Annotated in this window: 17 protein-coding genes and 1 tRNA gene; 1 reads left to right on the top strand and 17 read right to left on the bottom strand. The window is 40.0% G+C overall.

Translation table 11 applies throughout. The features are described 5' to 3' along the window. From F580_RS0123095 to rplK, 10 genes are all read right to left on the bottom strand, one after another. Window positions 1–581: GTP-binding protein (locus F580_RS0123095; protein ID WP_019030132.1), on the bottom strand; the 581-nt coding region annotated here is incomplete at its 3' end. A gap of 93 nt (window positions 582–674) precedes the next feature. Continuing rightward, complete coding sequence (gene fusA / locus F580_RS0123090) at window positions 675–2,774, bottom strand: elongation factor G (RefSeq protein ID WP_019030131.1); 2,100 nt, start codon at window positions 2,772–2,774, stop codon at window positions 675–677. A gap of 267 nt (window positions 2,775–3,041) precedes the next feature. Next, a complete protein-coding gene (gene rpsG / locus F580_RS0123085) occupies window positions 3,042–3,515 on the bottom strand; it encodes a 30S ribosomal protein S7 (protein ID WP_019030130.1) in 474 nt (157 codons plus the stop codon). 118 nt (window positions 3,516–3,633) lie between these two features. After that, complete coding sequence (gene rpsL, locus F580_RS0123080; RefSeq protein WP_011045492.1) at window positions 3,634–4,008, bottom strand: 30S ribosomal protein S12; 375 nt, start codon at window positions 4,006–4,008, stop codon at window positions 3,634–3,636. 359 nt (window positions 4,009–4,367) lie between these two features. Continuing rightward, complete coding sequence (gene rpoC / locus F580_RS0123075; RefSeq protein WP_019030129.1) at window positions 4,368–8,591, bottom strand: DNA-directed RNA polymerase subunit beta'; 4,224 nt, start codon at window positions 8,589–8,591, stop codon at window positions 4,368–4,370. A 125-nt stretch (window positions 8,592–8,716) separates the two neighbouring features. Beyond that, window positions 8,717–12,745 (bottom strand): DNA-directed RNA polymerase subunit beta, encoded by a 4,029-nt coding sequence (gene rpoB / locus F580_RS0123070; RefSeq protein ID WP_019030128.1) that lies wholly within the window; start codon window positions 12,743–12,745, stop codon window positions 8,717–8,719. Between the two features lie 256 nt (window positions 12,746–13,001). Next, on the bottom strand, window positions 13,002–13,364 hold the full coding sequence (rplL, locus tag F580_RS0123065; RefSeq protein ID WP_019030127.1) for a 50S ribosomal protein L7/L12: 363 nt from the start codon (window positions 13,362–13,364) through the stop codon (window positions 13,002–13,004). A gap of 117 nt (window positions 13,365–13,481) precedes the next feature. Continuing rightward, window positions 13,482–13,976, bottom strand: coding sequence for a 50S ribosomal protein L10 (gene rplJ / locus F580_RS0123060; protein WP_019030126.1), 495 nt, complete (start codon window positions 13,974–13,976; stop codon window positions 13,482–13,484). A 343-nt stretch (window positions 13,977–14,319) separates the two neighbouring features. Continuing rightward, a complete protein-coding gene (gene rplA, locus F580_RS0123055) occupies window positions 14,320–15,018 on the bottom strand; it encodes a 50S ribosomal protein L1 (RefSeq protein WP_019030125.1) in 699 nt (232 codons plus the stop codon). A gap of 3 nt (window positions 15,019–15,021) precedes the next feature. After that, the gene (rplK, locus tag F580_RS0123050) at window positions 15,022–15,450 is read right to left on the bottom strand and encodes a 50S ribosomal protein L11 (RefSeq protein WP_019030124.1); all 429 of its coding nucleotides are present in this window, start codon (window positions 15,448–15,450) and stop codon (window positions 15,022–15,024) included. Window positions 15,451–15,835: 385 nt separating this feature from the next. On the opposite strand from rplK, the gene F580_RS0123045 reads away from it, so the two are divergent. Then, window positions 15,836–16,666, top strand: a complete 831-nt coding sequence (locus tag F580_RS0123045; RefSeq protein WP_019030123.1) for an ion transporter — start codon at window positions 15,836–15,838, stop codon at window positions 16,664–16,666. 338 nt (window positions 16,667–17,004) lie between these two features. On the opposite strand, the gene F580_RS0123035 is transcribed toward F580_RS0123045, so the two are convergent. The 7 genes from F580_RS0123035 to F580_RS25225 form a co-directional block, all read right to left on the bottom strand. Then, a complete protein-coding gene (locus F580_RS0123035; RefSeq protein WP_019030121.1) occupies window positions 17,005–17,223 on the bottom strand; it encodes a hypothetical protein in 219 nt (72 codons plus the stop codon). A 36-nt stretch (window positions 17,224–17,259) separates the two neighbouring features. After that, window positions 17,260–17,568: a helix-turn-helix domain-containing protein gene (locus tag F580_RS0123030; RefSeq protein ID WP_019030120.1), complete on the bottom strand. Its 309-nt coding sequence runs from the start codon at window positions 17,566–17,568 to the stop codon at window positions 17,260–17,262. Between the two features lies 1 nt (window position 17,569). Next, window positions 17,570–18,010 (bottom strand): hypothetical protein, encoded by a 441-nt coding sequence (locus F580_RS0123025; protein WP_019030119.1) that lies wholly within the window; start codon window positions 18,008–18,010, stop codon window positions 17,570–17,572. Between the two features lie 232 nt (window positions 18,011–18,242). Next, window positions 18,243–18,860, bottom strand: a complete 618-nt coding sequence (gene nusG, locus F580_RS0123020; protein ID WP_019030118.1) for a transcription termination/antitermination protein NusG — start codon at window positions 18,858–18,860, stop codon at window positions 18,243–18,245. 2 nt (window positions 18,861–18,862) lie between these two features. Beyond that, window positions 18,863–19,243 carry a preprotein translocase subunit SecE gene (secE, locus tag F580_RS0123015; protein WP_019030117.1) on the bottom strand — a complete coding sequence of 127 codons (381 nt, stop codon included), beginning with the start codon at window positions 19,241–19,243 and terminating at the stop codon, window positions 18,863–18,865. A gap of 92 nt (window positions 19,244–19,335) precedes the next feature. Further along, window positions 19,336–19,412, bottom strand: a tRNA-Trp gene (locus F580_RS0123010). A 397-nt stretch (window positions 19,413–19,809) separates the two neighbouring features. After that, a partial coding sequence (locus tag F580_RS25225; protein ID WP_019030116.1) for an EF-Tu C-terminal domain-related protein occupies window positions 19,810–20,115 on the bottom strand: 306 nt, incomplete at its 5' end.

Here is a 20,115-nt window from a genome sequence, read left to right as displayed (position 1 = left end):
TGAGCTAGTTCAACGATTTTTTCTACCCATTTTTCTTCACCGTTCAATGCACCAAGTGCTGAACCTTGAATTACTGGTAAATCATCACCTGGGAAGTCATATTCGCTAAGAAGTTCACGAACTTCCATTTCTACTAGCTCTAATAATTCTTCGTCATCTACCATGTCACATTTGTTCATGAATACGATGATGTAAGGAACACCAACTTGGCGAGATAATAAGATGTGCTCACGTGTTTGTGGCATAGGACCATCTGTAGCAGCAACTACTAAGATAGCTCCATCCATTTGTGCAGCACCAGTGATCATGTTTTTGATGTAATCAGCATGGCCTGGGCAATCTACGTGTGCGTAGTGACGTACTTCAGTATCATATTCGATGTGAGAAGTATTGATAGTAATACCACGTTCACGCTCTTCAGGAGCATTATCAATTTGGGCAAAATCTGAAGCTTCAGTGCCATTGATTTTAGCCAATACTGATGAGATTGCAGCTGTTAAAGTTGTTTTACCGTGATCTACGTGACCGATAGTACCAACGTTAACATGTGGTTTGGTACGTTCAAATTTTTCTTTAGCCATTTTTCAATTACCTTAAAGTTTAGTAAACTATATAAATTAAAAGGCGCAGTCAAAATGACCTTGCCAGATGTAAATATTCTTGTAATGGATGCTCTAACGAGTTTCCATGATTTTTTGTGCTACCATTTTCGGCGTTTCATTATACTGCTGAAACTCCATAGAGTAAGATGCACGGCCTTGAGTAGCACTACGCAAGTCGGTAGCATAACCAAACATTTCGGCTAAGGGTACCAATGCATTTACAATTTTCAAACCTGCAGGACCTTCATCCATGCCTTCTATCAATCCACGACGACGATTTAAGTCTCCAACCACATCACCCATATTGGCTTCAGGTGTTGAGACTTCAACCTTCATCATTGGCTCTAAAATAACAGGGTTAGCTGCAAGCGCTCCCTTTCTAAAGCCCATAGAGGCAGCAACTTTAAACGCTATCTCGTTAGAGTCAACGTCATGAAAAGAACCGTCAATGAGCGTGACTTTAATGTCTAATAATGGAAAACTGGCTAAAACACCGCTATCCATTTGCTCTTGACAACCCTTTTCTACTGCAGGAATATATTCTTTTGGTACTGAGCCGCCAACAATTTCGTTTACAAACTCAAAACCAGCGCCTTCTTCGTTTGGCTCCATCTTCAGCACGACATGACCATATTGGCCTTTTCCACCTGATTGACGGACAAATTTACCTTCGACTTCAACACTGCTGCGTATCGTTTCGCGATAAGACACTTGTGGATTACCGACATTACACTCTACGCCAAACTCACGCTTCATGCGCTCCACTAAAATATCTAAGTGTAGCTCACCCATACCAGAAATAATGGTTTGACCCGTTTCTTCATCAGTATGCACCCTAAAAGAAGGATCTTCAGCAGCAAGTTTTCCTAAGGCAACACCCATTTTTTCTTGGGCAGCCAACGTTCTTGGCTCGACTGCAACTGAAATTACCGGCTCTGGGAATTCCATACGCTCTAAGGTAATAACATGCTTAATATCACATAAGGTATCACCGGTAGTGACATCTTTCAAACCAATCGCCGCAGCAATATCACCGGCGCGAACTTCTTTAATTTCTTGTCTGTCATTCGCGTGCATTTGCACAATACGACCAAAGCGTTCTTTCTTACCCTTTACTGGATTATAGATACTATCGCCTGTTTGCACTACACCAGAGTAAACACGGAAAAATGTTAGCGTACCTACAAAAGGGTCAGTCGCTATTTTAAAGGCTAAAGCCGAGAAAGGTGCATCATCACTTGCTTCACGAATGCCTTCAGTTTGGTCTTTATCATCATTGATACCGATAATCGCGGCAACTTCTGTTGGCGAGGGTAAATATTCAATAACGGCATCAAGTACGGCTTGTACGCCTTTGTTTTTAAAAGCCGAACCACAACTACATAATATCAGGTCATTGGCTAAGGTACGCGCGCGTAAACCTGCTTTAATTTCTGCTTCAGTTAATTCACCATCTTCAAGGTATTTATCCATTAACTCTTCATTGGCTTCCGCGGCTTCCGCAACTAAATTTTCGCGCCACTCTTCTGCCTGTTCAACCATATCAGCAGGAATTTCTTCGTAAGTGAAAGTCATACCGTGATCTTCTTCAGACCAGTTAATGGCTTTCATTTTAATAAGATCAACAACACCGGTAAAATCTTCTTCTGCACCGATAGGTAAATGTATTGGTACGGCCTTAGCACCTAAACGATCTTTTAATTGCTCAACAACCACTAAAAAGTCTGCACCTGTTCGATCCATTTTGTTAACGAATACAATGCGTGGTACCGCATACTTTTCCATTTGACGCCAGACTGTCTCGGTTTGAGGTTGTACGCCTGAAGATGCACACAGTACTAATACCGCACCATCCAGTACTCGTAACGAGCGCTCAACCTCAATGGTAAAATCAACATGACCTGGGGTATCGATGATATTGATGCGATGATTTTCAAATTGACCTTCCATACCTTTCCAGAAGCAAGTTGTTGCCGCAGAAGTGATGGTTATACCACGTTCTTGCTCTTGTTCCATCCAGTCCATAGTGGCCGCGCCGTCGTGCACTTCACCAATCTTATGAGATAGACCTGTATAGAATAATATCCGTTCTGTGGTTGTCGTTTTACCTGCATCAACATGCGCACAAATACCAATATTACGGTAGCGCTCTATAGGGGTGATACGGGCCAAAATGTAATCCTCTTACCATTACTGGTCATTTATTCAGGTAAATGAGCCAGTAATTTATGTTTAGTGTTATGAACTAAATATTCGTTGATGAGTCAATCTCAACGTGCAAATACTTAGTTCATAAAACTCTATTTCAATCTTTAGCATTTTACGCTAAAAGCGCTAGTCCGTAAAATGAGTATGGCTAGCAAGAATAATCTTGCTAGCCATGTATCTACCAATGAGCATGCCCAAAGGTAGATAGTACAATCAGTCAGTACTGCTAGCTTACCAGCGGTAGTGAGCGAATGCTTTGTTAGCGTCAGCCATACGGTGAACGTCTTCACGTTTCTTAACCGCTGAACCTTTGCTGTCAGACGCATCTAACATTTCGTTAGCTAGGCGCTGAGCCATTGATTTTTCACCACGTTTACGAGCTGCTTCAACTAACCAACGCATGGCTAGAGCATTACGACGCACTGGACGTACTTCAACTGGAACTTGATAAGTAGAACCACCAACACGACGAGATTTAACTTCGACAGATGGGCGAATGTTCTCAAGAGCTGTTTCGAACAACTCAATTTGGCTTTTCTCAGATTCTTTAGTTGATAAAATGTCTAATGCACCGTAAACAATTTTTTCGGCAGTAGATTTCTTACCATCAACCATAAGGATGTTGATGAATTTTGCTAAAAGTTCGTTATGGAACTTAGGATCTGGCAATATTTTACGTTGCCCAACGACGCGTCTTCTTGGCATCTTAATTCTCCGTGTTATTCAGGTTTAACCCAAAATACATAATTTAAAAAAATTTTTAATTTGGCCTTACTTAACGTTTTTTATCTTTTACCTATCGACTAGGCAAAGGAAGGAAAACTTAAGATTTAGGTCGTTTAGCACCGTACTTAGAACGGCCTTGTCTTCTGTCGCTTACACCAGAACAATCTAGTGCGCCACGAACGGTGTGATAACGCACACCAGGTAAATCTTTAACACGACCACCACGGATTAAAATCACGCTATGCTCTTGTAAGTTATGACCCTCACCACCGATGTATGAAGTAACTTCGAAGCCGTTAGTTAAACGAACACGAGCTACTTTACGTAGTGCTGAGTTAGGTTTTTTAGGTGTAGTAGTATACACACGAGTACAAACGCCGCGACGTTGTGGACAAGCTTGTAACGCCGGAACGTTACTTTTAGTTACTTGTCTAACACGTGGTTTACGTACTAGTTGGTTAATAGTTGCCATTATAGCTCCTGATTAGTTGTTACCAAGGAAAGTAGCCTTGATAAATTATTGCGTAAAACTTAAATCAATGGAAAAGATTTACGCGCTCGTAATTTATTCTTACCTTACCAAAGCATAATATTAATTATACTTTTTACATTAAGTACACTGGGTACAGAATATAAGGTCGCGGAATTCTATAGGTCAATGATTGAGCTGTCAAGTATTTGATCGTTATAGCCGCTCTTATTCTGGCCCAAAGATCGTTTTCTAAATTATCCCTGGCAGGATAATTTACTTTGTAACACAAAAAAGCCGCATCTAATAAAGATGCGGCTTTTGGTTATTACTTAATAAGTTGCCCTATTACTTAATAACAATTAGTCATTATTACCTGATAGCAAATCAGCATTCAAAGCATCAGTTAGTGCTTTTTCTGCATCATCAGCTGAAACTTTTGTTTCAGCAACAGGGTTTAATGCTGCCGCTTTACGTCGAGCACGTTCTTGATGATACGAATAACCAGTACCTGCTGGGATAAGTCGACCAACGATAACATTCTCTTTCAAGCCACGTAGACCATCTTTCTTACCTGCAACAGCAGCTTCAGTAAGCACACGTGTTGTTTCTTGGAAAGAGGCTGCTGAAATGAACGATTCAGTTGCAAGTGATGCTTTAGTAATACCCATCATTAACATTACATATTCAGCTGGCTCTTTACCTGCAGCTTCTAGTTCACGGTTTGCGATATTAACGCGCGCCACTTCAACTATTTCACCTTTTAAGAAATCGCCATCACCAGCGACAAGTATTTCACACTTACGGATCATTTGACGTACGATAACTTCAATGTGCTTATCGTTAATCTTAACACCCTGTAGGCGGTAAACTTCTTGTACTTCGTTAACTATGTAGTTAGCAACTGATGGCACACCACGTAAACGCAAAATATCATGTGGAGATTCAGGACCATCGGCGATAAGCTCACCTTTGATGACTGGCTCACCTTCATAGATATTTAATTGACGCGTTTTCGGGATCATCTCTTCGTACACTTCACCATTCGGTTGAGTGATAAGTAAACGAACCTTACCTTTAGTTTCTTTACCGAAAGCAACAACACCCGTTTTCTCTGCAAGTATTGCAGGAAGTTTAGGTTTACGCGCTTCGAATAAATCAGCAACACGTGGCAGACCACCGGTGATATCACGAGTTTTTGAACTGGCTTGTGGTATACGCGCTAGTGCATCACCAACGCCTACATCGGCACCATCTTCAAGGTTTACAATCGCATTACCTGGTAGGTAGTAAAGTGCTGGAATTTCAGTTCCCGCAATCATTACGTCTTTACCTTTGCTATTGACAAGTTTCAATGCTGGACGCATTTCTTTACCGGTAGCATTACGCTGTGCAGCATCGGTTATAACAATGCTTGATAAACCAGTTAGTTCATCCGTTTGACGTACCATGGTTACGCCATCAACAAGGTCAACGAATTGAACCTTACCGGCAACTTCCGTGATAATAGGGTGAGTATGCGGGTCCCAACTAGCGACTATATCGCCAATGGTAACTGCTTCACCATCATCTTTGGTCAGTACAGAACCATAAGGTACTTTGTAACGCTCTTTTTCACGACCCATTTCATCAATGATAGTTAACTCTGATGAACGAGAGGTAATTACAAGATTTTTGTCTGAGTTTGTAACAAACTTAGCGTTTTGTAATTTCATATGGCCGGTATTTTTAACTTGTACGTTGTTCTCTGCAGTAGCACGAGAAGCCGCACCACCGATATGGAACGTACGCATGGTAAGCTGTGTACCTGGTTCACCGATTGATTGTGCTGCCACAACACCAATGGCTTCACCTTGGTTGATCATATGACCACGGGCCAAATCACGACCATAACAGTATGCACATATACCAAAGTCAGTTTTACAAGTAATGATTGAACGTACTTTGATTTGATCCACTGAATTGGCTTCAATTACATCACAAAGTGTTTCATCAATTAAGGTATTACGAGGAAGTAAGACTTCTTCAGTACCTGGAATTAATACGTCATCACAAACTACACGACCTAATACACGTTCACGTAACGGTTCAACAACATCACCACCTTCAATGAGTGGCGTCATCATTAGACCATCAGTAGTACCACAGTCATGGTTTGTTACCACTAAATCTTGTGCAACATCAACTAAACGACGAGTTAAGTAACCCGAGTTAGCTGTTTTAAGTGCTGTATCGGCAAGACCTTTACGCGCACCATGAGTCGAGATAAAGTATTCAGCTACGCTCAAACCTTCACGGAAGTTAGCTTTGATCGGTGTTTCAATGATAGAACCATCCGGCTTAGCCATCAAACCACGCATACCTGCTAGTTGACGAATCTGTGCAGCACTACCACGAGCACCAGAATCAGCCATCATAAAGATTGAGTTGAAAGAATCTTGTTCTTCAGGCTCACCATCTTTATTAATAACAGTTTCTTTTGATAAATTTTTCATCATGGCGTTGAGAATGTCTTTATTCGCCTTGGTCCATATATCAATTACTTTGTTGTACTTTTCGCCTTGAGTAACTAAACCTTGATCGAATTGATTTTGAATTTCAGCAACTTCAGCTTCTGAATCTTCAATGATGGTGTACTTAGCAGCAGGAATAACCATATCGTCGATACCAACCGATGCACCAGCGATCATTGCATAATGAAAACCTGTGTACATGATTTGGTCAGCAAACATTACCGTTTCTTTTAAACCTAAGTTACGGTAAGCATGGTTAATCAATTTTGAAATTGGTTTTTTACCCAGTGGTAAGTCAATTAGGTCATAAGGTAAACCCTTAGGACAAACTTGCCACATAATGGCACGGCCAACAGTAGTATCACGTAACTTAGTTACGGCTTCCCATTCACCATCAGCATTTTTTACGTGCTCAGTAATACGTACTTTAACGCGAGCGTGCAACTCAGCAACACCGGTACGGTATGCTTTTTCAACTTCTTTCTCATCAGCAAAGACCATGCCTTCACCAAGACCATTAACACGATCACGTGTTAGGTAATAAAGACCTAATACAACATCCTGTGATGGAACGATAATTGGCTCACCGTTAGCTGGTGCTAATACGTTGTTAGTTGACATCATCAACGTACGTGCTTCCATTTGCGCTTCGATAGTTAACGGTACGTGTACCGCCATTTGGTCACCATCGAAATCGGCATTGTATGCCGCACAAACGAGTGGATGAAGGTGAATTGCTTTACCTTCAATCAGCACAGGTTCAAACGCTTGGATACCCAATCTATGAAGAGTTGGTGCCCGGTTAAGCATTACTGGATGTTCACGGATTACTTCATCAAGTACATCCCAAACTTCAGCGCCTTCACGTTCAACTAATTTTTTAGCGGCTTTAATCGTAGTAGCTAGACCACGACGCTCTAAAAGTCCGTAGATAAATGGTTTAAATAACTCTAATGCCATTTTCTTAGGTAAACCACATTGATGTAGTTTAAGCGTAGGACCAACCGTGATTACCGAACGACCAGAGTAATCTACACGTTTACCAAGTAAATTCTGACGGAAACGACCTTGCTTACCTTTAATCATATCGGCAAGAGATTTAAGAGGACGTTTGTTAGAACCGGTAATAGCGCGACCACGACGACCGTTATCTAGTAATGCATCAACAGATTCTTGTAACATACGTTTTTCGTTACGTACAATAATATCTGGAGCAATTAAGTCTAGAAGACGTTTTAAGCGGTTGTTACGGTTAATAACACGACGGTATAAATCGTTTAAATCAGAGGTAGCAAAACGGCCGCCATCCAATGGTACCAACGGACGTAAATCTGGTGGTAAAATTGGTAGCACGTTCATGATCATCCACTCAGGCTTATTGCCTGAAGCGGCGAAGGCTTCCATTAATTTTAAACGTTTAGTGATTTTTTTACGTTTAGTTTCACTACCGATTTCAGGTAACTCTTCACGCATTTGCGCTACTTCGGCATCTAAATCAATTTGTTGTAGTAAAGCTAATACCGCTTCGGCGCCCATTAGTGCGTCGAATTCATCACCGTGCTCTTCTAACGCATCAAGATATTCTTCTTCCGTTAAAATTTGGCTTTTTTCTAGTGTTGTTAGACCTGGCTCGGTAACAACATATGATTCAAAATAAAGCACACGCTCAATATCACGCAAGGTCATATCAAGTAATAAACCAATACGTGATGGTAATGATTTTAAGAACCAAATGTGAGCAACTGGGCTAGCTAATTCGATATGACCCATACGGTCACGACGAACTTTAGTTAACGTAACTTCAACGCCACATTTTTCACAAATAACACCACGATGCTTTAGGCGTTTGTATTTGCCACAAAGACATTCATAATCTTTTACTGGGCCAAAAATACGTGCACAGAATAATCCGTCACGTTCTGGCTTAAAGGTACGATAGTTAATGGTTTCTGGCTTTTTAACTTCACCAAATGACCAAGAACGCATCAAATCTGGTGATGCTAAGCCGATGCGAATACCATCGAAATCTTCGGTTTGATTCTGTTGCTTAAGAAACTTAAGTAAATCTTTCACACTCTTCTCCTGTCGGAGTTAAATCTTTAGAAGAAAACAAAAATTGTCTTCTCCCCTCACTGAATATGTTCAGCTACAACTTCTTAGAACTAAATGCCTAGAGCTAAACTCTAGGCATTAGGCTACTAATCCTTATCTAATTCGATGTTAATACCTAAAGAACGAATTTCTTTAAGTAATACATTGAACGACTCAGGAATACCTGGTTCCATTTTGTGATCACCATCAACTAAGCTTTTATACATCTTAGTACGACCGTTAACATCATCAGATTTCACCGTTAGCATTTCTTGCAAGGTATAAGCAGCACCATAAGCTTCAAGTGCCCATACTTCCATCTCACCAAAACGCTGACCACCGAACTGCGCTTTACCGCCTAGTGGTTGCTGGGTTACTAGTGAGTAAGAACCCGTTGAACGAGCATGCATTTTGTCATCAACTAAATGGTTTAGTTTTAACATATACATATAACCAACAGTCACTGGACGCTCGAACTTACGACCGGTACGACCATCTGTTAACCAGAACTGACCACTTTCAGGCATATCAGCAAGTTTAAATAACTCTTTGATTTCTTTCTCTGCTGCACCATCAAATGCTGGAGTAGCAATAGGAAGACCTGCACGAAGGTTATCCGCTAAACGGTATACTTCATCATCTGAGAAACTTGCAATATCAACTACTTGGCGAGATTCACCAACATTATAAACTTCTTGAATGAAGTTACGTAGTTTATGAAGTTCACGTTGTTCTTCTAACATACGGTTGATCTTTTCACCAACACCACGACATGCCATGCCTAAGTGAGTTTCTAAGATCTGACCAATGTTCATACGTGATGGAACACCTAACGGGTTCAAGACGATATCTACTGGTACACCAAACTCATCGTATGGCATATCTTCAACAGGAACTACGTTTGAAATAACACCCTTGTTACCATGACGACCAGCCATTTTATCACCTGGCTGAATGTGACGTTTAACAGCTAAGTAAACCTTAACAATTTTTAATACGCCTGGTTGTAAGTCATCACCTTGAGTGATCTTACGACGTTTCACTTCAAACTTCTTATCGAAGTCTTCTTTGATGTTGCCCCATTGCTCAGCGATTTGCTCTAATTCAGCTTGTTGACCTTCATCGTTTAAGTTTTGTACTAACCATTTGTCACGAGACATAGACGTTAGGTCAGACTCATTTAAACCGGCTGATAACAATAACTTTTTAGTACGTGCATAAATGCCATCTTCAAAGATACTTAATTCATCGCCAAGATCTTTTTTGACTTCTTTAAGTTGCATTTGTTCAATTTCAACCGCACGAGCATCTTTTTCAACGCCGTCACGAGTGAATATTTGCACATCGATGATAGTACCTTTAACAGAGTTAGGTACACGTAATGAACTATCTTTAACGTCTGCAGCTTTCTCACCGAAGATAGCTCGTAAAAGTTTTTCTTCTGGCGTAAGTTGTGTTTCACCTTTAGGGGTTACTTTACCCACTAAGATGTCACCACCATTAACTTCAGCACCAATGTAAACAACACCCGCTTCATCTAATTTAGATAATGCTGATTCACCTACGTTTGGAATATCTGCAGTAATTTCTTCACTACCAAGCTTAGTATCACGAGCGATACAGGTTAGCTCTTGAATATGAATAGTTGTGAATCTGTCTTCAATAGCAACACGCTCGGATAACAACATTGAATCTTCAAAGTTGTAACCATTCCAAGGCATGAAAGCGATACGCATGTTTTGGCCTAGTGCCAATTCACCCATATCTGTTGAAGGACCATCGGCTAATACATCACCACGTACTACTGGCTCACCCATACGACACACTGGACGTTGGTTGATACAAGTATTTTGGTTAGAACGTGTGTATTTAGTTAAGTTATAAATATCAATACCCGCTTCACCAGCGTGCATTTCACTTTCATTAACTTTTACTACGATACGTGAAGCATCAACATAGCTCACTACACCGCCACGCTTGGCAACTGCAGTAACACCAGAATCAACAGCAACTACTTTTTCCATACCGGTACCAACAAGCGGTTTATCCACTTTTAAGGTAGGTACAGCTTGACGTTGCATGTTCGAGCCCATCAAGGCTCTGTTAGCATCATCGTGTTCAAGGAATGGTATAAGTGACGCCGCAACAGAAATAATTTGTTGTGGAGAAACATCCATATATTGAACTTCAGCAGAAGCTTTTAAAGTAAATTCATTTTTATGACGACAGTTAACTAATTCTTCAGTCAACATTTTTTTATCATCATGTTTAGCGTTAGCCTGAGCGATAACAAAGTTACCCTCTTCAATCGCTGACAAGTAATCAATGTCGTCTGTTACTAAACCGTCAATGACTTTACGGTATGGTGTTTCTAAGAAACCAAAATCATTGGTACGTGCGTAACATGAAAGCGAGTTGATCAAACCAATGTTTGGACCCTCTGGCGTTTCGATTGGACAAACACGACCATAATGCGTTGGATGTACATCTCGTACTTCAAAACCAGCTCGTTCACGGGTTAAACCACCCGGCCCTAAGGCAGAAATACGACGCTTATGCGTTACTTCTGATAACGGGTTGTTTTGATCCATAAACTGTGACAATTGTGATGAGCCAAAGAACTCTTTCACTGCCGCAGAAATTGGTTTAGCGTTAATTAAATCTTGTGGCATGATGGCATCTAAGTCACCAAGACTTAAACGTTCACGTACTGCACGTTCAACACGAACAAGACCAACACGGAATTGGTTTTCTGCCATTTCACCAACAGAACGAATACGACGGTTACCTAAGTGATCGATATCATCAACTTCGCCTTTACCATCACGAATATTGATCAAGGTTCTCATTACCGAGATAATATCGTCTTTTGATAAGATGCCAGTACCAACATCATCAGCATTGCCAACACGACGGTTGAACTTCATACGACCTACCTTAGATAAGTCATAACGTTCAGAGGCGAAGAATAAGTTAGTAAACAAACCTTCAGCAGCATCTTTCGTTGGTGGCTCGCCTGGGCGCATCATGCGGTATATTTCAACTAAAGCTTCTAGCTTGTTAGTTGAACCGTCTACACGCAAGGTATCAGACATATATGAACCAACATCAAATTCGTTCATATATAAAGTAGAAATTACTTTATGGCCCGCTTGGCTAAGCTCGGCTAACATCTCTAAAGTGATTTCGGCATTTGCTTCTGCAATGACTTCACCAGTAGATTTGTCGATGTAAGCTTTTGATAAAACACGACCAACGATATAATCTGCTGGTACTTCTAGTTTTTCAATTTTAGCTTTAGATAAAGCGCGAATGTGGCGTGCAGTAATACGACGACCAGACTCAACTAATACTTCACCTTTTTTGATCGAAATATCAAAAGTAGCAGTTTCACCACGAAGACGCTCTGGGATAAGATCCATGATCAACTTATCACCTTTGATGGCGTATTCAGTTGTGTCATAGAACATATCAAGAATATCTTCAGTAGAATATTCTAATGCACGTAAGATGATTGACGCGGGTAATTTACGGCGTCTATCGATACGTACAAATAAGTTATCTTTTGGATCGAATTCAAAATCTAACCATGAACCGCGGTAAGGAATAACGCGTGCGTTATATAATACTTTACCCGATGAATGCGTTTTACCTTTATCGTGATCAAAGAATACACCAGGAGAACGATGTAATTGTGAAACGATAACACGCTCAGTACCATTAATTACGAAGGTACCGTTTTCAGTCATCAACGGGATTTCGCCCATGTACACTTCTTGTTCTTTGATATCTTTAACAGTACCGGCTGCGGCTTCTTTATCGTAAACCACTAAGCGTAATTTAACGCGTAATGGTGCAGAATAAGTCACACCACGTATTTGACATTCTTTAACGTCAAATAATGGTTCACCTAAACGATAGCTTACATATTGTAATTCTGAGCTACCTGAATAAGCTTTAATAGGGAAAATAGAACGGAAAGCAGCCTCTAGACCGGTTTCACCTGTTGTGTCAAGATCAATAAACTTGCGGAAAGAATCGAGTTGAATGGACAATAAAAATGGATATTCCATTACTTGTACACTTTTACCAAAGTCCTTTCTAATTCGCTTTTTCTCAAAGTATGAGTAAGCCATGGGGTTCCTCAGCTTGCTGGTTATGGCCAAATCTGCCCACTGAGCAAAGCTCAGTTAGACAGGTTATGCTGTAGTATTTACGTCTAAATACTACTAGATAATTCTCTAATAATTAGAAAAATACCTAAACGCTTAATAGTACATTATTAGTAAATAAAAAGTTTATTTATTCTCTAACAACAAAAGCGCAAAAAGGCCGGTGACGTTTAAATCACCAGCCATGCCTTTTCAGGCAAATAATCTGTTTAAAAACAGATTATTTGATCTCAACAGAAGCACCAGCTTCTTCAAGAAGTTTCTTAAGGTCATCAGCTTCAGCTTTTTCTACGCCTTCTTTGATATTACCAAGGGCTTCAACTAAGTCCTTAGCTTCTTTAAGACCTAGGCCTGTTGCAGCACGAACGGCTTTGATTACTGCAACTTTCTTAGGACCGAAACTAGTCATTACAACGTTAAATTCAGTTTGTTCTGCAGCAGCACCACCGGCATCGCCAGCAACAACAGTAGCAGCAGCAGCAGATACGCCGAACTTCTCTTCCATTGCTTCGATTAGTGCAACTACGTCCATTACTGACATTTCAGCAACTGCGTTTAAGATATCGTCTTTAGAAATAGACATTTTAAATTTCCTGTTTTTTAATAAACAGCTTTATATAATAATATAATGCGCTGTTTTGAATAACTATAAATACAAAAAGTGCTTTTACTTTGCTTACCTTAGTAAACAAAAAATAAATTATGCAGCTTCTTGTTCTTTCTGATCGCGAAGTGCAGCAATCGTGCGGACTAACTTGCCTGCAGATGCTTCTTTCATAACGCTCATTAATTGTGCAATTGCTTCGTCGTAAGTTGGTAGCTTAGCTAACATGTTTACGTCGACAGAATTACCTTCAAATGCAGCTGCTTTTAATTCAAAAGCTTCGTTAGTTTTAGCGAAGTCTGTGAATAAACGTGCAGCAGCACCTGGGTGCTCACTAGAAAAAGCGATTAATGAAGGACCTTTGAATAAGTCAGAAACACATTCAAATTCAGTACCTTCTACTGCACGACGTGCTAATGTGTTACGGACAACTTTCATCCATACACCATTTTCACGTGCTTGCTTACGCAATACAGTAATTGCTTCAACTGGTACACCACGGGCATCCGCGATTACAATTGATTGAGCGCCATTAGCAGCTTCTTGAACTTCAGCAACAATTGCTTTTTTATCATCAAGATTGATAGCCATTGGCTTTAACTCCTGGTTCAAACCGGTAAAAAGTACCGGTATTTACAATCCCTAACTAATAATCTCTTATTGGTTAGGCCATAACGGCGAGGACCAGAATTTACGGGAAATATCTGGGTAATCACCATCTACGTAGGACAGATTAAGTCGTTATATCAGAAGAAATAACTACACCTACGGTCTTGGACGGGGGTTGCTTGTTTATCAATAATTAATACTGAAAAGCACACAACTCCTACCAAAATTTAAGGGGCGAAATTATAGGTTATAATTTCGCCCTTGTAAAGGTTCAATACTCGAAACTTTACTCAAGCATTTACAGGTAATAAATTACCGGTAAATATTAGTCTTGAGAAAGAGTCGATTGGTTGACGACAACGCCGGCACCCATAGTTGTAGAAAGAGAAACTTTCTTCAAGTATTGACCTTTAGCATTTGCAGGTTTTGCTTTTTTAAGCGCTTCAAGCAATGCTTCTAAGTTTTCTTGTAAGTGTGCAGCGTCGAAATCAGCCTTACCAATTGTGGTATGGATGATGCCGTTTTTGTCGTTGCGGTAACGAATCTGACCAGACTTAGCTTTTTTAACAGCGCCAGCTACATCAGGAGTTACTGTGCCAACTTTAGGGTTAGGCATTAAACCACGAGGGCCTAAGATTTGACCTAGTTGACCAACAACACGCATTGCGTCAGGAGAAGCAATAACAACGTCGAAGTTCATTTCGCCAGCTTTTACTAGCGCAGCTAAATCTTCCATACCAACGATGTCAGCACCAGCTGCTTTAGCTTTCTCTGCGTTTTCGCCTTGGGTAAATACAGCAACACGTACATCACGGCCAGTACCATTTGGTAATACTGTCGCGCCACGAACGTTTTGATCTGATTTACGAGCATCGATACCAAGATTTACTGCAACATCTACGCTTTCACGGAAGTTAGCAGTAGCAAATTCTTTTAATAAAGAAACAGCTTCTTTGATATCATATTCTTTTAATACGTCTACTTTTTCACGGATAAGACGAGTACGTTTTGATAATTTAGCCATTGATTAGTCCTCTACCACTAAACCCATTGAACGAGCAGAACCCGCAATGGTACGCACTGCAGCTTCCATAGAACCAGCAGTCAAATCAGGTTCTTTCATCTTAACAATTTCTTCAAGTTGTGCTGTAGTAACAGTACCAACTTTTTCAGTGTTAGGACGACCAGAGCCGCTTTTTACGCCAGCTGCTTTTTTCAATAAGTAAGAAGCAGGTGGAGTTTTAGTTTCGAAAGTAAACGAACGGTCATTATATACAGTAATTACTACTGGAACCGGAGCGCCTTTTTCTAAAGAATCTGTTTTCGCGTTGAACGCTTTACAGAATTCCATGATGTTAACACCATGTTGACCTAATGCAGGACCAACTGGTGGTGACGGGTTAGCTGCACCAGCAGCTACTTGTAGCTTGATTAGAGCTTGGACTTTTTTAGCCATTTTAAAATACCTTGTGTTTGGGTAATTAACGCGATTCACTTACACCAAGTTAGAATTCACCAACTTGATACTGAGTTATCGCTTCCCTGTTTACAAAACTTGCCTTATAAAATAGTTGTTTTCACAACCTTATAAAACGCATTTAGTGCGCGCTAAAAATAAGCGGCAGCGGATTATATATTAACCAGGCCTACCATTTCAAGTTCTTTATGCTAAAGGAAGGTATAGCCCCATTTATATTGACTTTCTTAATGGCAATAACGATGAAATTTTACTTCGCTTTTTATTGATTACATTTATACACACAATCAAAGCACCACCGTCCTTGAATTCCACTAACTAAGCCATATTTTATACTTTTGTTTTTACAACTTTGGTGATTTCATTGTCGTCTACAATTAAGCAGAGCTCTCGATTACAAAAATTCGTTGAGAGTAAAAAATTTCAGCACTTTCTTATTTTTCTTATTCTCTTTAATGCCTTTACTCTTGGACTTGAAACCAGTCAGTTCGGTAAAGCTAATGCCGATATCCTACAACTCATAGATACGACCATCCTAGTGATGTTCTCTATAGAGCTATTGTTAAAACTCATTGTTTATAGAGGTGATTTTTTCCGCTCAGGATGGAATTGGTTCGACTTTATTATTGTCGCTATTTCTTGGGCACCAACCAGTGGCGCGCTTTCAGTATTACGTGCCTTCAGAATATTAAGGGTACTGCGCCTACTCTCTGTAGTACCACAAATGCGTCGCGTAATTGGCGCACTAGGTCACTCAATACCGGGTATGGCTTCCGTAGTTGGCGTATTAAGCATTATCTTCTATGTTTCTGCGGTACTAACCACTAAGATATTTGGCAGTCATAGTGATGCCAACATGCAGGAATGGTTTGGCACTATTGGTGCTTCCGCATATACCTTATTTCAGGTAATGACGCTAGAGAGTTGGTCTATGGGTATAGTTCGCCCAACCATGGAGTTCTTCCCTTTCTCTTGGGTATTCTTTGTACCGTTCATTATTATTACTAGTTTTGCTGTGCTTAACTTATTTATTGGTATTATTGTTGATGCCATGCAAGTCATGCATGAAGAAGAAGGTAAACCTAAGCAAACTATTGCCACTAAAGAAGATATGCTGATACTCGAAGCTAAGATAGATAAGTTGCATCAATTATTACAGCACCAGCATATTGATAGCAAAAAACAACTAAGATAATCATCGGCCAGTTAAGGGTAACGCTTCCCAAAAAAGTGCCCCCAACAATCGCTATTACCCTGATTAAGGTATTACTAAATATTACTCATTAAGTTATGGTTAATTTTTGAAAAAATATAACCTTACGGAAATAAAATGACGTTTACCTCCCCCCGCCCTCATTTAGAGAAATTCATACTACTGGCGATGTTATTACTTGGGCAGAAGGGCCAGATGAAAACAATTGGCGCTGGGTTGAGCAAGGGTTACAAAATTCTATCTGGTATTTATTAGCGATCACGGCAATGACTGAGTAACCGAAAAGACGGACTAACTAACCTAGTCCGTCTTTTCTAAAGCTACTCTTTGGTATTTTTCTGCTGTGATTTTTCTTGCTCTTTTTTAGTGAGGTAGCCTATGGTTGCACCAATGGCAACACCAGCCGCAACACTGAGTACCAACCCCAAAACCTCCAACTTCATTGTTGTTGCAGTCGATGCACTTATTGCAACACCTATTGAAGTCCAAAAGATAATTGGGCTATCTAACTCTTCCTGAATGTCCTTTATTTTTTTCATTTTTAAATCCTTTTAAATCTATTTTAAAGTTAATCACTAACCAACTACATACATTATTAATGCGCCAACACAGGCGCCAAATAAAGCGGCAACAACTAAAGCTTGTGATTGATTAATGTTAGCTATCGCTGAAACTTGTTCTACTTGTTGCTCTGCAACAATCAATTCAGCCTGAGCTAATTCAAATACCGAAGCAAAACTAGCTAATGTTTCTTGCGATGCATTGCCATAGCGCTCTACCCGTTGCACTGTCCGTAGACTAATAGCGCAAACATCAGCTAAGTGTTGCTGAGTCCACCCATTGCTAGTTCTTAAGGCTTTAATCTTTCTTGCATTAACGTCCATATTAACCACCAAAAAATATTAGCAAATAATCCATTAACAGATAACCTGAAATGAGACCGAACACAAAAATCAAAGACACTTTCAACCATCCATTTTTTCCCGATATTTGGTTCTTCTTAAGTAGTGCTTTTTTTATCGTTTTTACATGGAGGTCATTTTTAATTAATGTGCAATGCGTTTCTCCCTTAAGCATATCCACAACATTAAATTCAATTTCATACCTGTCGCCACCGATATTAAATACCATCGAAGATTTCCTTCTGAATGAACGTTTTTCAGCGACCAATACTTCATTTACGTAAACAGTCTCTTTTCCCGAAATTGAGGAACAACGAACATTTATAACATTCCCTGCATCTTCAAATTTATAACTAAACCCTTCCCTGTAACTAACTGTTTCATCTATTATGTCGTTATCCAATTGTGCTTTACCATCAGCCATACTAGCTTCCTTGTTATATTTAATTTGTATTTTAATCGGTAATAATTAAATCATGATAAACACAAAAACACGGCGTCATTGATATGACTGTACCCCTTAATGTCATATGACAGTCAGCTGTCACATACCTTATTAAACTGATTTCATTGTAATTATTTAAAAATAAAGCCCCAGAAACAAAAAACGCCTGCACAAGGCAAGCGTTTTTTAATCTAATTGAAATAGTTAGCGTTTAGCTACCTTTTTCAACTTGACCAAATTCTAAATCAACAGGTGTTGAACGACCGAAGATAAGCACTGAGACTTTAATACGGTTTTTCTCGTAATCAAGCTCTTCAACCACACCACTGAAGTCAGCAAACGGTCCGTCAATAACACGAACAACTTCACCCGGCTCAAACAATGTTTTAGGTTTAGGTTTATCTGTTTCTTCAAGACGCTGTAAGATGCGGTTCGCTTCTTTTTGGGTAATTGGCGCTGGACGTTCTTTTGTACCACCAATGAAACCAAGTACACGCGGTACGCTTTTAACTAAATGCCAAGATTCGTCATCAAGCTCCATCTGAACTAAAACATAACCTGGGAAGAACTTACGTGAACTTTTACGCTTTTGACCTGCACGCATTTCAACAATTTCTTCGGTAGGCACTAAGATCTCACCGAATTTGTCTTCTAAACTGTGAATGCCAATATGCTCAACCAATGTTTTTTGTACACGGCCTTCATAACCAGAAAAGGCTTGTACTACGTACCAGCGTAATTTCGGGTTTCTATTTAATTGCTGCTCTGCACTTTCTGCAGCTGAAATTTCTTCTGGGATATCTTCTTCTGACATATTTTCTTCAGACATAACTAAACCTGCATACCTGTAACTAAACTAACTAACCAGAATAGAACAGAGTCTAATCCCCAAAGTAGTAATGACATCAATAAAGTCACTACTAATACAATACCTGTTGTTTGTGTGGCTTCTTGACGTGTTGGCCATACAACTTTACGTACTTCAGTACGCGCTTCTTTTGCAAATATAGCGGCATTACGGCCTTTTTCAGTTTGCAATGCGATTAAACCCGCAACACCAACCATTACGACAACGGCAACGGCTCTAATTAAAACTGATTCTTCACCGTAAACGTAATTGCCTGCAACTGAAGCAGCTAAAAGTAAGGAAATAATACCCCACTTTAACGTATCGAAAGAACTGCTTGGTTGCTCTTCTGTACTTGCATTCATAATTCTATTCCGTATTTATCTACTTTTTAATTACACGACTTGCTAACACAAGCCGATAAAACATACGTAAGTTTACCTATGTCTACTCAAAATGGCAGGGGTGGAGAGACTCGAACTCCCAACCATCGGTTTTGGAGACCGCTGTTCTACCAATTGGAACTACACCCCTACAGATCGCTTATAAAGCAATAGTTATACTCATCGAGTGAATCTTATTTTTTTGGGAATTAAGAGAGACTCGAGAAGTGAGGCGTCATTATACTCAGCCCAGTGTTTTACTCAAGAAGTATTTGAGCTAATGGCTAAGATAAGACATTTCTTTGTCATAGTTGCTGTAATTATTGACCTCAACAGATATAAAATTTGGGCAACTATGCAAGCCAAACATTAGTGGTCAAATAACAAGCACAAAAAAGGCCGCGTTAGCGACCTTCTTTAGATATTGATAGATTAATTTAATGCTAGATGCAGTCTTAGCAAAGCGGAAGCACGGAGTTGACGTGAGTCAATGAGTACTGCCAATGCCGCTAAGACAAATTCTAGCGTAAATTAGTTATCAATCAGTATTACTTGTCTAGAATTGTAGAAACAACACCAGCACCAACAGTACGACCACCTTCACGGATTGCGAAGCGTAAACCTTCGTCCATCGCTACTGGGTTGATTAGCTCAACAACAAACTTCAAGTTGTCGCCTGGCATTACCATTTCAACACCTTCAGGAAGCTCTACAGCACCAGTGATATCCGTTGTACGGAAGTAAAACTGTGGACGGTAGCCTTTGAAGAATGGAGTATGACGGCCACCTTCATCTTTGCTTAAGATGTAAACTTCTGATTCGAACTTAGTATGAGGTAAGATTGAACCTGGAGC

Origin of the sequence: Colwellia piezophila ATCC BAA-637, from assembly GCF_000378625.1 — a bacterium.
GTDB classification, from domain to species: domain Bacteria; phylum Pseudomonadota; class Gammaproteobacteria; order Enterobacterales; family Alteromonadaceae; genus Colwellia; species Colwellia piezophila.
This window is presented reverse-complemented; position numbering and strand designations above follow the sequence as displayed.